This is a genomic window from Hymenobacter sp., from assembly GCF_035709525.1.
Classification (GTDB): domain Bacteria; phylum Bacteroidota; class Bacteroidia; order Cytophagales; family Hymenobacteraceae; genus Hymenobacter.
Genome location: NZ_DASTEP010000234.1, coordinates 12,884 through 26,544, shown reverse-complemented (window position 1 = coordinate 26,544; position 13,661 = coordinate 12,884). Strand labels below are relative to the sequence as shown.

Here is a 13,661-nt window from a genome sequence, read left to right as displayed (position 1 = left end):
ATGGAACCGACTCAAGAAAACCTGCTGCCGGCTCACGATGCTGCTTCGGACCGCAACATGCGGAAAGAAATCGTGGGCAAGGTGACCAGCAACAAGATGGATAAGTCCATCACAGTTGCGGTAGTAGCCAAGCACCAGCACCCGATTTACGGCAAATTCGTGAGCAAGACCACCAAGTTCCACGCCCACGACGAGAAAAACGAGTGTGGCGAAGGTGACCTGGTGCGCATCATGAGCACCCGCCCCCTGAGCAAGACTAAGCGCTGGCGCTTGGTTGAAATTGTTGAACGTGCTAAATAATCCTGAACGATGATACAGCAAGAATCCCGCCTCACGGTAGCCGACAATAGCGGCGCCAAGGAAGTGCTCTGCATCCGCGTACTGGGTGGCACGGGCAAGAAATACGCTACGGTTGGTGATAAAATCGTGGTAGCCATTAAGTCGGCTATCCCTTCGGGCAATGCCAAGAAAGGTACTGTTAGCAAGGCTGTTATCGTACGCGTGAAGAAAGAAATCCGTCGTAAGGATGGTTCTTACATCCGCTTCGACGACAACGCTGCCGTACTGCTCAACAACAACGATGAGCCCCGCGGCACGCGCATTTTCGGGCCAGTAGCCCGCGAACTGCGCGAGAAGCAGTTCATGAAAATCGTATCGTTAGCCCCCGAAGTAATTTAAGTTATGGCAACGAAACAGAAAGCAGCCCCCGTTCAGCTGCACGTGAAGACGGGCGACAACGTACTCGTAATTGCCGGCGACGAAAAGGGCAAGCGTGGCGTTATCAAGTCGGTGAACCGCTCTACCCAGCGCGTCATCGTAGAAGGCCTGAACCTGGTAACCAAGCACAACAAGCCGAGTGCGAAGAACCCCCAGGGCGGCATTACCAAAATCGAAAGCCCCATTCACGTTTCGAACGTGAAGAAGGTTGATTCGGCCACCGCTTAATCCGCACTACGACCATGGCCCGTCTAAAAGATAAATACGAGAAAGAGGTGGTACCCGCGCTCCAGGAGAAATTCCAGTACAAGAGCATCATGCAGGTACCGCGCATCACCAAAATCTGCATCAACCGTGGCATCGGTGCCGCTGTTGCTGACAAGAAGCTGGTAGACAACGGGGTAGAGGAGCTGACGACCATCACCGGTCAGAAAGCTGTTCCGACCATCGCCAAGCGTTCGGTTTCTAACTTCAAACTCCGTGAGGGCATGCCCATCGGTGCGCGCGTAACGCTGCGCGGCGAGCGGATGTATGAATTCCTGGACCGTTTGCTGACCGTAGCCCTACCCCGGGTACGTGACTTCAAAGGCATCAACGATAAGGGCTTCGACGGCCGGGGTAACTATACCCTCGGCGTGAAGGAGCAGATTATCTTCCCCGAAATTTCGATTGATAAAATCAAAGGAATCTCTGGTATGGATATCACCTTCGTAACGACGGCCGAAAACGATGAGCAGAGCTATGAGCTGCTCCGCGCCTTCGGTATGCCCTTCGCTAACGCTAAAAAGGAAGCTGAATAATGGCTAAAGAATCCATCAAAGCCCGGGCCCGCAAGCGCGTTGCCCTGGTAGCCCGCTACGCTGAGAAGCGCAAGGCCCTGAAAGCTGCCGGTGACTACGCTGGCCTCGACAAGCTTCCCCGCAACGCGTCGCCCGTGCGCCTGCACAACCGCGACATGATTGACGGCCGCCCCCGTGGCTACATGCGCAAGTTTGGCATCAGCCGCGTTCGCTTCCGCGAAATGGCGCTGGCTGGTAAGATTCCCGGCGTGACGAAGTCGAGCTGGTAGATTTTAGCCTTTTTGGCTGTATGTTTGATATGCGCTTCAGTTTCGACTGGGGCGCATATTTTCGTTTAAAACCGACCTAAAATCATGCAAGAAATAGCAACACAACTTTTGACACTGTCACTTCATCTAATAGCTGATACGCAGAACGAAGATGAATTTAAAAGTGCCGTTGGTTTGGCAAATGTAGCCGATACCTATGGTCCAATGCTGCTTAATTTTTCGCAAGAAGGTCAATATTATTTTGATAAGTATAATGTTTTTCATGGAAAAGGATTTTTCAATATTAATAATGGATTGCTGAATAGGGTGGAAATAGAATGTCTGGCTAAAAATTTATTCAAAGAGATGAGAGAATTGTCTCTCACTACAGAGGGATTTTCTAAAGACACGCCATTTACCGTAGCAGGTATGCATACTGTGTATAATGGAAAAATAATTAAAATTGATTTTTACTCAGAGAGCAATATAATAGGTTTTACGCTTCAGGATTAAATTTTTCATGATTTGACATGTTTTGCGCTTACATTATTCATAATAATTATGGTGATAAGTGCAAAAATGCATTTTAGTTGTATTGTAAATTGCTATTACATCCACTTCAAGATGAGGATTTTGGGCTACCCATAATTTCTTGACTTGGTCAAAAGTCAAGTCATCTAATACATGCTGAAATTTAGCATTGCCATACAGGGCAGATGTGTCTTCTCCATAAAGAAGACCATAAACTCGGATGTCATAAGTTGTCATGATAGAGAAGTAGTGTTTTGATGTTGGTGATGGTTGAAGAGTAGCTTATCAGTTACTCTTGTTACTCTTGCATAGCAAAAGTATAGAAAGGAAATCTAAGCTCAGTCTAAAACTTCAGACAAGAAACTCCGAGTAGCCCAAAGCCGCCCCGGCCGCTACGGGCGGCGCGGCTGCGGACCCAATTACTGCACGGCCACTTGCACGGCTTGCTGGTCGGCAACATCCTCAGTGCCGTTCTTCAGTACTACGTCGCCGGCTTTGAGCTTGCCGAATACCTGGACTTGGTCGTGGTTCTCGTCGCCTTGCTGAACATCGATTAGGCTGGCGTGGCCGCTGGCTACGCGGATGACGTAGGTGCGCTCGGCGGTGGTGACTAGGGCACTTTTGGGGACGAAGATGCTGCTTTGGGGGCGGGTGATGGGCAGGCTAGCCGAGGCGAACATGCCGGGCTTTAGCTCTTCCTTTGGGTTGGGAATGTCGATTTCGACCTGCTCGGAACGGGTGGCGGCTTGCACGCTGCCAGCGATGCGGCTGATGCGGCCCGTGAAGGTGCGGCCGGGGTAAGACTTTACGGAGAAATCTACCGGGTTGCCTTGGCGCATGTCGGCCACGTAGGCTTCGGGCACGGCTACGCGCAGGCGTAGCCGATTGAGCTGCCGCAGCTTGAAGAGGGGTAGGGCACCGGGGCCGCTGGCCCCCACGGCCGCGCCGGGCGACAGGTTGCGCTCGGTGATGACGCCAGTGAAGGGCGCGGTGAGGTGTAGGTAGTTGGTCATTTGCCGGGCGGCGTTGTAGTGCGAGCGGGCAGCGGCCACGTTCAGGCTGTCGGTAATGACCTGGGTGCGGGCCTGGGCTAGCTGAAGCGGCGCGATGGCCCCGGCGGTGCGCGCCGTTTGGCGCAGGCGCTGGTAGGTGCCGCGGCTGGATTGCAACACGGCCTCGGCAGCCTTTTGCTTGGACGCGGCTTCGTTGAGGGCAGCAGTCAGCTCGGGGGCATCGAGGTCGGCCAGCACCTGGCCCTGGCGCACGTGGTCGCCGATGTCGGCGTGCAGGCGCTGCACGTAGGCGCTCACGCGGGGCGAGATGTCGGTTTGGAAATAGCTTTCCAACTCGCCGGGCAAACTCAGCGACTGGGCGGGCTGCGTGGCGGTGACGCGCACGGCTTCCAGCTGCGAGTCGGCGGGTATTTCGCTTTCGGGCTTGGTAGTGGCGACGTCGGAGGAATCGGCCGACGAGCAGCCACTCAAGAGCCCGGCTGCGCCGCAAAAAATCAGAAGAAAAGAACGAGCGCGCATGAGAAGGGCAGGCAGAAAATCAAATGGAAAATTGAGCGGGTAGCGCGGCTGTTAGTGCGCCACCAGTTCCGGTTCTTCGACGGCGGCAGTAGGCTGGCCGTCGTACACCGGGCTGTGCTCGTCGTCGGGGTCGAGCGACACTGAGGCGAAGGTGGTTTTGCGCTGCACGGCGGCGAAGGCGATGGGTAGTATCAGCAGCGCCGCCACCGTGGAGGCCAGCAGGCCGCCGATAACGGCGCGGCCCAGTGGGGCGGTTTGCTCGCCGCTTTCGCCCAGGCCCGAAGCCATCGGCAGCATCCCGGCTATCATCGCGATGCTGGTCATGAGGATGGGGCGCAGGCGGGCGGCACCGGCGGCGCGGGCGGCGGCCACGGCATCGCGGTAGCGCAGGCGCAGGGTTTCGGCATTGGTAATGACTAGCACGGCATTGGCCACCGACACGCCCACCGACATGATGAGGCCCATGTAGGATTGCAGATTGAGCGTTTGGCCCGTGGCCAGCAGCAGGGCTAGTGAGCCGGCCAGCACGGCGGGCACCGTCACGAGCACCACGCCGGCCACTTTAAACGACTGATAATTGGCGGCTAGCAGTAGGAAAATAACCACGATGGCTAGCCCCAGGCCGGTTTGCAGGCTGCTCAGGGTTTCCTGCAACAGCTGGGCTAGCCCGCGTACCTCCACTGCCGAGCCCTTGGGCGGCGTGCCGGCCTGCTTAATGGCCCGTTGCACGGCCTTGGTGGCGGTGCCGAGGTCTTTGCCCGCGATATTGGCCGACACGGTGATGATGCGGCGCGGCCCGATGCGGTCGTACTCGCCGGGGATGGTGGTCGAGCGCAGCGTGGCCACGTCGCCTAGGGTGGGGCGGAGCTGGCCGGGTATCATGGGCACGCTCAGCATGTCGGCCTTGGAGGTCATGTCGCGGGCGGCCAGCTGCACCTGCACCTGGTAGGAAAAGCCCTTGCCCTGGTCGAGCCAGAGGTTTTTGGCCGTGAAGCGGCTGCTCGACGTAGCCGCCACCAGCGAGCGCGAAATCTGGTCGGGCGTGAGGCCGAACTGCGCGGCGCGCTCGCGGTCTACCTCCACCTGCACGGTAGGGTAGCGTAGCGGCTGGTTGATGCGAACGTCGCGCAGGTACGGAATCTGGCGCAGGCGCGTCAGCAGCTTCTCAGCGTAGGCCTGGCCCTCGGTCAGGTCTTTGCCGCCCACTAGCACTTCGATGGGCGTTTGGGCACCCTGGCTCATGATTTTGTCGGTGAGCTCGATGGGCTCGAAGCTGATTTGTACGTCGGGCACCTGCTTGGCCACGGCCTGGCGAATCTGGTCCTTGAGCGCGTCGAGGTTTTTGACTTCGTAGTCTTCGGCCAGATTCACCTGCAAGTCGGCCTCGTGCGGGCCGGCGTTGAACACGTAGAGCGCGCTGGTGCCGTAGCTGCTGGGCGTCATGCCCACGAAAGCCGAGGTAATGGCTACGTTCTGCGGCCCCACCAGCTGCCCGATGATGTTGATAACCTGCTTGGTGCGGGCCTCGGTGCGCTCGATGCGCAAGCCCTGCGGCGCGATAAGTCGCAGCTGAAACTGCCGTGAGTGCGTGATTTTGGGCATCATGTCCTGCCCGATGAAGTAGAAGCAGCCACCAATCAGCCCCGCGCACACCACGCCGTACACCGTGAGCACTAGGGCCCGGTGCGCCAGCAGGCGGTCGAGCAGGCGCAGGTAGCCCTGCTTGATGCGCTCGAAGCCGGTGGCACGCTCGTCGGGCGTGGCGGCGGGCTGGGCTTCGAGCAGGTCGTCGTCGGCTTCGGCCTGGGCCTCGGCAGGCGAGGTAGGAACAGCATGGTGGCCATCTTTCAGCCACCAGTTGGCCACCACCGGCACGAAGCTCTGCGACAGCAAATACGACACGATGATGGAGAAGCCCACCGCCAGCGACAGCGGCACGAACATGCCCCGCGGCACGCCCGTCATCAAAAACGACGGCGCAAACACCGCCAGAATGCTGAGCGTGATGAGCAGTAGCGGAAACGACACCTCCTGGCTGGCATCCAGAATGGCGCGGGCCTTGGGCTTGCCCATTTCCAGGTGCTGGTGAATGTTTTCAATCACCACCGTGGCCTGGTCAACCAGGATGCCGATGGCCAGCGACAGCCCCGACAGCGTCATCAGGTTGATACTCTGGCCAGTGAGCTGCAACAACAGTACGGCCGATAGTATCGAGGCCGGAATGGTGAGAATCACGATGAGAGACGAGCGCAAGTCGCGCAAAAACAGCAGCACGACCAAACCCGTGAGCAGCGCTCCTAGCCCGCCCTCAAACGCCAGGCTATGCACGGCCTGCGTCACGTACACCGATTGGTCGAACTCGTAGCTAAGGTGAATATTGTCGGGCAGCAGGGCCTGCATTTCGGGTAGCTTGGCGCGCAGCGCCTGCACCACGCTCATGGTCGAGGCATCGGCCGATTTCGTGACTGGGATGTACACCGAGCGCTTGCCGTTGATGAGCGCGTAGCCCACCGGCGTATCGGTGGCATCCTCCACGCGGGCCATGTCGCGGATAAACACGGTGGGGCCAACGCCTTGGCGCAGCGGAATATCCAGAAACTCGGGCACCCGGCCGATGGTGGCGTTGCTGGGCGTGAGCACCGTGTAGTCGCCCATGCTCACGGCCCCGGCCGGCGACACCTGGTTGTTGCGCACGATGGCCGCCACGATGGCATCGGGCGTGAGTTGGTAGCTTTTCATGCGCTCGGGGTCCACGCGCACCACGATGGTGCGCTCGTTGCCCCCAAACGGCGACGGCGCCGACGCCCCCGGAATCTGCGAAAACAAGGGCCGCACCCGCGTCGAGGCCAAGTCCTGCATCTGCCCCAGCGTGGCCGTGCTGCTGCTAAACACCAGTTCGCCCACTGGCAGCGACGACGCATCGAAGCGCACTACGATGGGCGGCACCGTGCCCGGTGGAAAGTAATTGAGCACTCGGCTCACCTGCGAGGCGACCTCGCCGGCTGCCTGGGCCATGTTGGTTTCTTCGTAAAACGTACATTTCACGAGGCACAAACCCTGGATGTTCTTCACCTCCACGTTCTTAATGCCCGAAACGTAGAGCATCTGGTTCTGGTAGCGCGTGGCAATGAAGCCTTCCATCTGGGCGGGCGTCATGCCGCCGTAGGGCTGCGCGATGTAGATGGTGGGCAAATTCAGCCGCGGAAAAATATCGACCGGAATGCGCCCCAGGGCCAGCCCCGCAAACACGAGGACGCCCACCAGCGCCACCAGCACGGCAATGGGTTTGGCAAGAGATGCTTTTATCATAACAACTTGCTAAATAAGTAGTAGAGTAGGGAAACTGCTAAGGCAGCTGGCTGGTAAGCTCGCTGAGGTTACCGCTCGTGGCGGCGCGCAGTAGCAGCGCCCGCCACACGTTGTTGATGGCGATAGCTTGGTCGGTTTCGGCGCGATTGAGTACCAGCGTGGCCTGCGTGAGCACCACTAGATTGTCGAGGCCGGCGTTGTAGCGTGCCTGGGCCTGGGTGTAGGCGCGGCTGGCGGCATCGAGCTGGGCGGGCGCGGCTAGGGCGCTCTGCTGGGCCAAGTCGATTTGCAGGCGGGTATTCTGCTGCTCGGTGCGCAGCTGTAATTCCTGCTGGCTGTACTCGGCGCGGGCCTGCTCCGAGCGGGCTAGCTGGGCCGTGGCGGCGCGCTTGCTGTGTATCAGCTCCGTGACGCGCCAGGTGAGCGCCGCGCCCACCGCGTAGTTGTACACCTTAAAAGGCAGCCCGGCCCCTAGCGACGGGTCGATGGCAAACGACCCATCGGCACTGGCCGACGAGGCCGCGCCCGAGCCACGCCCCCAGGTAGCGCCCACTAGCGAAAGGGTAGGGCGATTGTTAAAGGCCAGGGTTTTGGCCAGGGCATCGCTGGCCGATACGCGCTGCCGGTAAGCCAGTAGGGTAGGGTGCCGCAGCAGCGTGCTGCTATCGATAGCTGGGGGTAGGGCGGGCAGCTTGGTAAAAAACAGCGCCGAATCGGCCAGGGCCAGCCGCTGCGTGGGCATACCTAGCAGGCCAGCCAGCCGCACGCGCTGCTGCTCGGCCTGCTGCCGGCTCACCAGTACTTGCAGTTGGGCGCGGGCGGCCTCGGCGTTGGCCGTCGAGCTATCGATGCCGGCCTGCACGCCAGCGCGGGTGGCGGCCAATATCACCCGCCGCACGCTCTGGGTGCGGCGCAGGTTGGCGGCTTGCAGCGCCACGGCTTTCTGGGCCGACAGGGCTAACAGGTAGGCATCGGCCACCTGCACTTGGTGCGTGAATAGCTCTTGGTCGTACTCAGCCTGAGCTTGGCTCACGCCGGCCTGGGCGCGCTGCACATCGGCGCGGTAGCGGCCGAAGGTCACCGCCGGCCAATCGATGTATAGCATCCCCTGGCTAGCCCATGAAGCTTGGTTGCTGGTATAGCCGCGCACCCCCGACACATTGGGGCCGATGCCGCCCAGCAGCGCGCCGCGCGCTTGGTTAGAGGTGCCATCGAGCGCTTGGGCCTGGGCCGTGAGCTGCGGCAGGTAGTTGGCGCGCACGGTACGCACGTCGGCCGTGGCGGCAATGATTCCCGCTTGGCGGGCGCGCAGGCTGGGGTAGTTGATGCGGGCTAATTCCAAGGCCTGCGGCAGCGTGAGCGATGTCTGGGCCTGGCCCCAGCCCACCAGCGGCCACCCCACCAACCCTAGCCAGATAAATCGAAGTACGGACATGATGCCGCAAACTTCACTTAGGGGTATTAGCCTGGTATTAGCACCAGATTAGAAGTTATTAGAATGACTCGCGGCCGCCAGCTTACTCAACCGCTGGCAGTAGCGGCAGCTCCACTTCGGCCACCGTACCGCCGCCCGGCCGGGGCCGCAGCCACAGCTGGCCCTGGTGTAGATGGATAATCTGCTGCGCCAGCGTGAGCCCGATGCCGAAGCCACTCACGTGCTGGCTATTCGTGCCCCGCGTCAGCGGCTGAAAAATGCGCTCCGCGTCGGCCGGCGCGATACCAATGCCCCGGTCCTCAATAGTAAGGCGAATGGCTAGGTCGGTGTGCATTTCGAGGCGCAGCGCCACCGGCTGGCCGTTTGAGTACTTGCACGCGTTGTCTACGAGGTTGGTAAGCGCCGTGCGTAGCAAGTGGCTATTGCCCAGCACGGTAGGCGCGCTCAACTGCTGCTGTACACCCTCACCCACGGCCAGCGCCAGGCGCTGGGCCGGCCGTTGGTGCTGCACGGTGTCAATTACATCAAGCAGCAAATCCATGAGTTCCAGTGGGTGGCGCTCCAGGCGAGTGCCTAGCCCCTCCAGGTGGGCCAGGTGCAGCAAGCCGTTGGCCAGCGCGGTCAGCTTATCCAGTTCCTGCGCCGCCTGCCGGATGCCCTCGCGCAGGCTAGCCGCATCGGCGTCATAGGCTAGCGACGTTTCAAGCCAGCCCTTAACAGTAGTGAGCGGCGTGCGCAGCTCGTGCGAGGCCTGCGCGATAAAAGCCTGCTGGCTTTGCGCCAGCGCCTCCTGGCGAGCTAGCAGACTGTTGAAAGCCGCCGCCAGCTCGCCCGCTTCGTCGTGCGCGTGCAGCGGCCGCAGCCGAAACGGTTGCGTGAGGCTGGGTTGCCGCAGTTGGGCAATCAGCCGATTAAAAGGTAGGATTGCCCAACGGGCAAACACCAGCCCAAGTCCCGACACCAGCACTACCGCGCCCAGAAAGCCATATAATAAGGTAAGCAGTAGCGTGTGTTCGCGGGTGAAGCCGGCATTGTCGTAAGCCGTAACCACGGCCAAGTACAGCCCCGGCTCGTTCTCGTGCCGAAACGTTAGCGCCACGCCTTCCTTGCGGTAAAGATGATGAGGGCTGGCGAAGTCAAACGCTACCCGCCCTTCCTGTCGCACCTCGGCCTGAAAAGCAGGCGAGGCTGTATAGTCGCCCGCATTCGGGCTCGCGTACAGGAGCTGGCCGGTAGGGCTGTAGATATAGCCCGCCTGCTCGGGCAGCGTGGCTAGGGCCTTATCTACCCGTTCATCATCCAGTATCTGGTATAGTAGCTCAGCCTTGCGCACCAGCCGCTGCTGGAACGCCTGAGTCCGAAAATCCGCGTAGCTCCAATACACATAGGCCGAAAAGGCCAGCAGCAGGACGCTCACCAGCCCCGTGAACCAAAGGAGTAGCTTATGGCGAATCTGCACGGCGAATAGCTAAAGAGGCGTGAACGATGGAGCTGGCTAGCCTCATCCTTGCAGCAGGTAGCCGCGCCCTACGATGGTATGCAGAAGCTTGGGCTCAAACTTCTTATCAATCTTGTTGCGCAGGTAGTTGATATACACGTCGATGACGTTGGTATTAGTGTCGAAGTGTAAATCCCAGACCTTCTCCGCGATGTCGATGCGGCTCACACTCTTGCCCTTATTCACCAGCAGATACTCTAGCAGCGCATATTCGCGGGTCGTTAGCTCGATGCGCTGGCCGGCGCGGTGCACGAGGCGCGTGTCGGTGTCCATCTCCAGGTCGGCCGCGCGCAGTACGGCGTGCTGGCCCGCGTAGGCGCTGCTGCGCCGGGCCAGCGCCCGGATGCGCAGCAGCAACTCCCGAAACTCGAACGGTTTGACGAGGTAGTCATCAGCCCCCGCCCCGAAGCCGCTTTCCTTGTCCTGCAAGCCATCGAGCGCCGTGAGCAGCAGCACCGCCTGGCGCGGCGAGTGCTGCTTGATATAGCGGCACAGTTCAAAACCATTCATGCCCGGCAGGTTCACGTCGAGCACCACCACGTCAAACGGCTGCTGGTCGAACAGCCGCTGGCCCATTGTGCCATCAAAGGCCACCTTTAGCTCGTAGCCCTCGGCCGCGATGCCCTTCTGAATAAAAGAAGCCAGGCTGGCCTCGTCCTCAACCAGTAGAATCTTCATGCTGGAGCGCAAAGTAACGGCTAGCCCGGGCTCGAGCGGCCGGATATCCGCTAATACCGTTAAAAATTATCGCCGACGCAGTTGTATAAGTCTCAGACTTCAACGTACCTTTGCAGCCCGAAACAGAATACCCGTGGGCTCGCCCACCCGATATTTGGCAGGTTGCCGAAAGAAACCATGGGCCGCGCCCCGAAAGCCGAGCCCAGTAGTCTTAACTGAAATTTCGCTGTAGGGCTGCTAGCTACTGCTGCGAAATTTTCTTATCTTTGCGGCCCCAAGTTGTGGGCCAATTACAACCAAATGAATACTGACCCGATTGCAGATTACCTGACCCGGTTGCGCAACGCCATCAAGGCGAACCACCGGGTAGTGGAAATCCCGGCCAGCAACATCAAAAAGGAAATCACGAAAGTGCTCTACCACAAGGGCTACATTCAGAGCTACCGTTTTGATGATACTTCGGCCCAAGGTGTGATTAAAATCGCCCTGAAGTATAACCCCACCACGAAAGCCCCGGCTATCACCAAGCTGGAGCGCGTGAGCACCCCCGGCCTGCGTCAGTATCGGCACGTCGAGAACCTGCCCCGCGTACTGAGCGGTTTGGGCGTGGCCATCCTGTCGACCTCGAAAGGGGTAATGACCGAAAAGGAGGCTAAAAACGAGAACGTGGGCGGCGAGGTGCTGTGCTACGTGTACTAACCTGCTAAGCACTAGTATTCTATATGTCCCGCATTGGTAAACTGCCGATTAGCCTGCCCAGCGGTGTGCAGGTTTCGGTCGACAACGACAACACCGTAACGGTGAAAGGCCCCAAGGGCACGCTGACCCAGCAAGTAGACCGTGACATCACGGTAGCTACCGAGGACGGCAACGTGGTGGTAACCCGCCCTACCGAGCAGAAGCGCCATAAGGCCATGCACGGCCTCTACCGCGCCCTCATCAACAACATGATTACCGGCGTGAGCGCTGGCTACGAGCACAAGCTCGAGCTGGTAGGCGTAGGTTACAAGGCGGCCCTCAACGGCAAAGCCCTGGAACTGTCGCTCGGCTACTCGCACAACGTGTACCTGGCCCTGCCGCCCGACGTGTCGGCTACCGCCGTCACGGAAAAAGGTAAGAACCCCATCGTAACCCTGACCAGCATCGACAAGCAGTTGGTGGGCCAGGTAGCCGCCAAAATCCGCTCGTTGCGGAAAGTTGAGCCTTACAAAGGCAAAGGTGTGCGCTTCGTGGGTGAAATCGTTCGTCGTAAAGCCGGCAAGACTGCCGCTAAAAAGTAATCTAGTATCATGGCTTTCGATAAAGCATCTCGCCGGAAGCGCATTCAGCGCATCATCCGCACGAAAGTGTCCGGCACGCCGGAGCGCCCGCGCCTGTCGGTGTTCCGCTCCAACACGGGCATCTACGCCCAGATTATCGACGACACGGCTGGCCGCACGCTGGCTGCCGCTTCGTCGAAGAAGGTAACCGCCGAAGGTGGTAATGGCGTGGCCCTGGCCGCCGCCGTAGGCCGCGAAATCGCCGCTAAGGCGCAGGAGGCTGGCATTACCAAAGTAGTGTTCGACCGCTCGGGCTACCTCTATCACGGTCGCGTTAAATCATTGGCAGAAGGAGCCCGCGAAGGCGGCCTCAATTTCTAAGGCATCATGGCAGAGTATAACAACAACAACCGTGGTGGTGGTGCCGGTGGCAACGACCGTGGTGGTAACAACCGCGGTGGCAACGACCGCCGCGGCAACGACCGCGGTGGCCGCGGCAACAACGATAACGCCGTGCAAGGCGATTCGGATTTCAAAGAGAAAGTAGTAGCCATCAACCGCGTAGCCAAAGTGGTGAAAGGTGGTCGTCGCTTCAGCTTCTCGGCTATCGTAGTGGTAGGCGACGGCAAAGGCAACGTAGGCTACGGCCTGGGCAAAGCCAACGAAGTAACAGATGCCATTGCCAAAGGCATTGATGACGCTCGCAAAAACGTGGTGAAAGTGCCGCTGTATAAGCACACCGTACCCCACGTAATGGAAGGCCGCTACGGCGGAGGTTTCGTACTCGTGCAGCCCGCTGCGGCCGGTACGGGCGTAATCGCCGGCGGTGCCATGCGCGCCGTGTTCGAATCGGCTGGTATCAAAGACGTACTGGCTAAGTCGAAAGGCTCGTCGAACCCCCACAACGTAGTAAAGGCTACCTTTGCTGCCCTCGCCAAAATGCGCGACCCGATGCAAATCGCTCAGGCGCGCGGCATTTCACTCGCTCGCGTATTTAACGGTTAGTACGACCATGCCACAGATTCAAGTAAAGCTCGTGCGCAGCGCCATCGACCGCCCCGAGCGCCAGAAGCGTACCGTAGAGGCCCTCGGCCTCAATAAAATGAACAGCGTTGCTACGCACGAAGCCAACCCCAGCATCCTGGGCATGGTGAAGTCGATTCAGCACCTGCTGGAAGTAACCGAACTGTAAGCGTTTATCCCAGTCATGAATCTTTCCAATCTAAAACCTGCCGCTGGCGCAACGCGCAACAACAAGCGTCTCGGTCGTGGTGAAGGCTCGGGCGGCGGTGGTACCGCTACCCGTGGCCACAAGGGCGCCAAATCGCGCTCGGGCTACTCGCGCAAGTCGGGCTTCGAAGGCGGTCAAATGCCTTTGCAGCGCCGCGTGCCGAAGTTCGGCTTCAAAAACATCAACCGCGTTGAGTACAAAGGCATCAACCTGGATGTAATCCAGGGCCTGCTCGAGAGCGGTGCCGTAACTTCGATGGACCAGGCGTATTTTGTGCAGGCTGGCCTAGTGTCGAAGAACGCCAAAATCAAAGTTCTGGGTCGTGGTGAACTCACCACCGCCCTCGAAGTACACGCTCACGCTTTCTCGAAATCGGCCGTTGAGGCTATCGAAAAGGCCGGTGGCAAAGTAGTTACGCTGTAG

At 59.4% G+C, this 13,661-nt stretch carries 18 protein-coding genes; 12 read left to right on the top strand and 6 right to left on the bottom strand.

The window, feature by feature from the left end; genetic code table 11:
* The 6 genes from rpsQ to VFO93_RS20680 all read left to right on the top strand — a co-directional run bounded on the left by rpsQ (position 1) and on the right by VFO93_RS20680 (position 2,278).
* Positions 1–300 (top strand): 30S ribosomal protein S17, encoded by a 300-nt coding sequence (rpsQ, locus tag VFO93_RS20705; protein ID WP_151086037.1) that lies wholly within the window; start codon positions 1–3, stop codon positions 298–300.
* A 9-nt stretch (positions 301–309) separates the two neighbouring features.
* Entirely contained in the window at positions 310–678 is a 369-nt protein-coding gene (gene rplN, locus VFO93_RS20700) for a 50S ribosomal protein L14 (protein ID WP_068340463.1), read from the top strand.
* Positions 679–681: 3 nt separating this feature from the next.
* On the top strand, positions 682–945 hold the full coding sequence (gene rplX, locus VFO93_RS20695; RefSeq protein ID WP_208131281.1) for a 50S ribosomal protein L24: 264 nt from the start codon (positions 682–684) through the stop codon (positions 943–945).
* Positions 946–959: 14 nt separating this feature from the next.
* Positions 960–1,517 (top strand): 50S ribosomal protein L5, encoded by a 558-nt coding sequence (gene rplE, locus VFO93_RS20690; protein WP_173116018.1) that lies wholly within the window; start codon positions 960–962, stop codon positions 1,515–1,517.
* Positions 1,517–1,786, top strand: coding sequence for a 30S ribosomal protein S14 (rpsN, locus tag VFO93_RS20685; RefSeq protein ID WP_144846881.1), 270 nt, complete (start codon positions 1,517–1,519; stop codon positions 1,784–1,786). Before rplE ends, rpsN begins: the two co-directional genes overlap by 1 nt.
* An 84-nt stretch (positions 1,787–1,870) precedes the next feature.
* A complete protein-coding gene (locus tag VFO93_RS20680; RefSeq protein WP_325136292.1) occupies positions 1,871–2,278 on the top strand; it encodes a hypothetical protein in 408 nt (135 codons plus the stop codon).
* A 33-nt stretch (positions 2,279–2,311) separates the two neighbouring features.
* Here VFO93_RS20680 and VFO93_RS20675 read toward each other — a convergent pair whose 3' ends face one another.
* From VFO93_RS20675 to VFO93_RS20650, 6 genes are all read right to left on the bottom strand, one after another.
* Positions 2,312–2,533: a hypothetical protein gene (locus VFO93_RS20675; protein WP_325136291.1), complete on the bottom strand. Its 222-nt coding sequence runs from the start codon at positions 2,531–2,533 to the stop codon at positions 2,312–2,314.
* Positions 2,534–2,715: 182 nt separating this feature from the next.
* Positions 2,716–3,828: an efflux RND transporter periplasmic adaptor subunit gene (locus tag VFO93_RS20670; RefSeq protein ID WP_325136290.1), complete on the bottom strand. Its 1,113-nt coding sequence runs from the start codon at positions 3,826–3,828 to the stop codon at positions 2,716–2,718.
* Positions 3,829–3,879: 51 nt separating this feature from the next.
* Positions 3,880–7,137 carry an efflux RND transporter permease subunit gene (locus VFO93_RS20665; RefSeq protein WP_325136289.1) on the bottom strand — a complete coding sequence of 1,086 codons (3,258 nt, stop codon included), beginning with the start codon at positions 7,135–7,137 and terminating at the stop codon, positions 3,880–3,882.
* A gap of 37 nt (positions 7,138–7,174) precedes the next feature.
* The gene (locus VFO93_RS20660; RefSeq protein ID WP_325136288.1) at positions 7,175–8,572 is read right to left on the bottom strand and encodes a TolC family protein; all 1,398 of its coding nucleotides are present in this window, start codon (positions 8,570–8,572) and stop codon (positions 7,175–7,177) included.
* 82 nt (positions 8,573–8,654) lie between these two features.
* The gene (locus VFO93_RS20655; protein ID WP_325136287.1) at positions 8,655–10,031 is read right to left on the bottom strand and encodes a HAMP domain-containing sensor histidine kinase; all 1,377 of its coding nucleotides are present in this window, start codon (positions 10,029–10,031) and stop codon (positions 8,655–8,657) included.
* 42 nt (positions 10,032–10,073) lie between these two features.
* Positions 10,074–10,748 (bottom strand): response regulator transcription factor, encoded by a 675-nt coding sequence (locus VFO93_RS20650; protein WP_325136286.1) that lies wholly within the window; start codon positions 10,746–10,748, stop codon positions 10,074–10,076.
* Between the two features lie 300 nt (positions 10,749–11,048).
* On the opposite strand from VFO93_RS20650, the gene rpsH reads away from it, so the two are divergent.
* From rpsH to rplO, 6 genes are read left to right on the top strand one after another with little or no spacing between them, the layout of a single operon-like run.
* A complete protein-coding gene (rpsH, locus tag VFO93_RS20645; RefSeq protein WP_144846899.1) occupies positions 11,049–11,447 on the top strand; it encodes a 30S ribosomal protein S8 in 399 nt (132 codons plus the stop codon).
* Positions 11,448–11,470: 23 nt separating this feature from the next.
* A complete protein-coding gene (gene rplF, locus VFO93_RS20640; protein WP_325136285.1) occupies positions 11,471–12,028 on the top strand; it encodes a 50S ribosomal protein L6 in 558 nt (185 codons plus the stop codon).
* Between the two features lie 9 nt (positions 12,029–12,037).
* Complete coding sequence (rplR, locus tag VFO93_RS20635) at positions 12,038–12,388, top strand: 50S ribosomal protein L18 (RefSeq protein ID WP_144846905.1); 351 nt, start codon at positions 12,038–12,040, stop codon at positions 12,386–12,388.
* A 6-nt stretch (positions 12,389–12,394) separates the two neighbouring features.
* Positions 12,395–13,012, top strand: a complete 618-nt coding sequence (rpsE, locus tag VFO93_RS20630; protein ID WP_144846908.1) for a 30S ribosomal protein S5 — start codon at positions 12,395–12,397, stop codon at positions 13,010–13,012.
* A gap of 7 nt (positions 13,013–13,019) precedes the next feature.
* Positions 13,020–13,199, top strand: coding sequence for a 50S ribosomal protein L30 (gene rpmD, locus VFO93_RS20625; RefSeq protein WP_173116012.1), 180 nt, complete (start codon positions 13,020–13,022; stop codon positions 13,197–13,199).
* 15 nt (positions 13,200–13,214) lie between these two features.
* Positions 13,215–13,661, top strand: coding sequence for a 50S ribosomal protein L15 (gene rplO / locus VFO93_RS20620; RefSeq protein ID WP_173116010.1), 447 nt, complete (start codon positions 13,215–13,217; stop codon positions 13,659–13,661).

Bases quoted from the DNA above. Each gene is read 5' to 3' on its own strand.
- rpsE (WP_144846908.1), top strand. From the start codon at position 12,395: ATGGCAGAGTATAACAACAACAACCGTGGTGGTGGTGCCGGTGGCAAC.
- rplF (WP_325136285.1), top strand. From the start codon at position 11,471: ATGTCCCGCATTGGTAAACTGCCGATTAGCCTGCCCAGCGGTGTGCAG.
- VFO93_RS20680 (WP_325136292.1), top strand. From the start codon at position 1,871: ATGCAAGAAATAGCAACACAACTTTTGACACTGTCACTTCATCTAATA.
- VFO93_RS20675 (WP_325136291.1), bottom strand. From the start codon at position 2,533: ATGACAACTTATGACATCCGAGTTTATGGTCTTCTTTATGGAGAAGAC.
- rplR (WP_144846905.1), top strand. From the start codon at position 12,038: ATGGCTTTCGATAAAGCATCTCGCCGGAAGCGCATTCAGCGCATCATC.
- VFO93_RS20650 (WP_325136286.1), bottom strand. From the start codon at position 10,748: ATGAAGATTCTACTGGTTGAGGACGAGGCCAGCCTGGCTTCTTTTATT.
- rplN (WP_068340463.1), top strand. From the start codon at position 310: ATGATACAGCAAGAATCCCGCCTCACGGTAGCCGACAATAGCGGCGCC.
- VFO93_RS20665 (WP_325136289.1), bottom strand. From the start codon at position 7,137: ATGATAAAAGCATCTCTTGCCAAACCCATTGCCGTGCTGGTGGCGCTG.
- rpsQ (WP_151086037.1), top strand. From the start codon at position 1: ATGGAACCGACTCAAGAAAACCTGCTGCCGGCTCACGATGCTGCTTCG.
- rplX (WP_208131281.1), top strand. From the start codon at position 682: ATGGCAACGAAACAGAAAGCAGCCCCCGTTCAGCTGCACGTGAAGACG.
- rplO (WP_173116010.1), top strand. From the start codon at position 13,215: ATGAATCTTTCCAATCTAAAACCTGCCGCTGGCGCAACGCGCAACAAC.
- VFO93_RS20670 (WP_325136290.1), bottom strand. From the start codon at position 3,828: ATGCGCGCTCGTTCTTTTCTTCTGATTTTTTGCGGCGCAGCCGGGCTC.
- VFO93_RS20660 (WP_325136288.1), bottom strand. From the start codon at position 8,572: ATGTCCGTACTTCGATTTATCTGGCTAGGGTTGGTGGGGTGGCCGCTG.
- rplE (WP_173116018.1), top strand. From the start codon at position 960: ATGGCCCGTCTAAAAGATAAATACGAGAAAGAGGTGGTACCCGCGCTC.
- rpsN (WP_144846881.1), top strand. From the start codon at position 1,517: ATGGCTAAAGAATCCATCAAAGCCCGGGCCCGCAAGCGCGTTGCCCTG.
- rpsH (WP_144846899.1), top strand. From the start codon at position 11,049: ATGAATACTGACCCGATTGCAGATTACCTGACCCGGTTGCGCAACGCC.
- rpmD (WP_173116012.1), top strand. From the start codon at position 13,020: ATGCCACAGATTCAAGTAAAGCTCGTGCGCAGCGCCATCGACCGCCCC.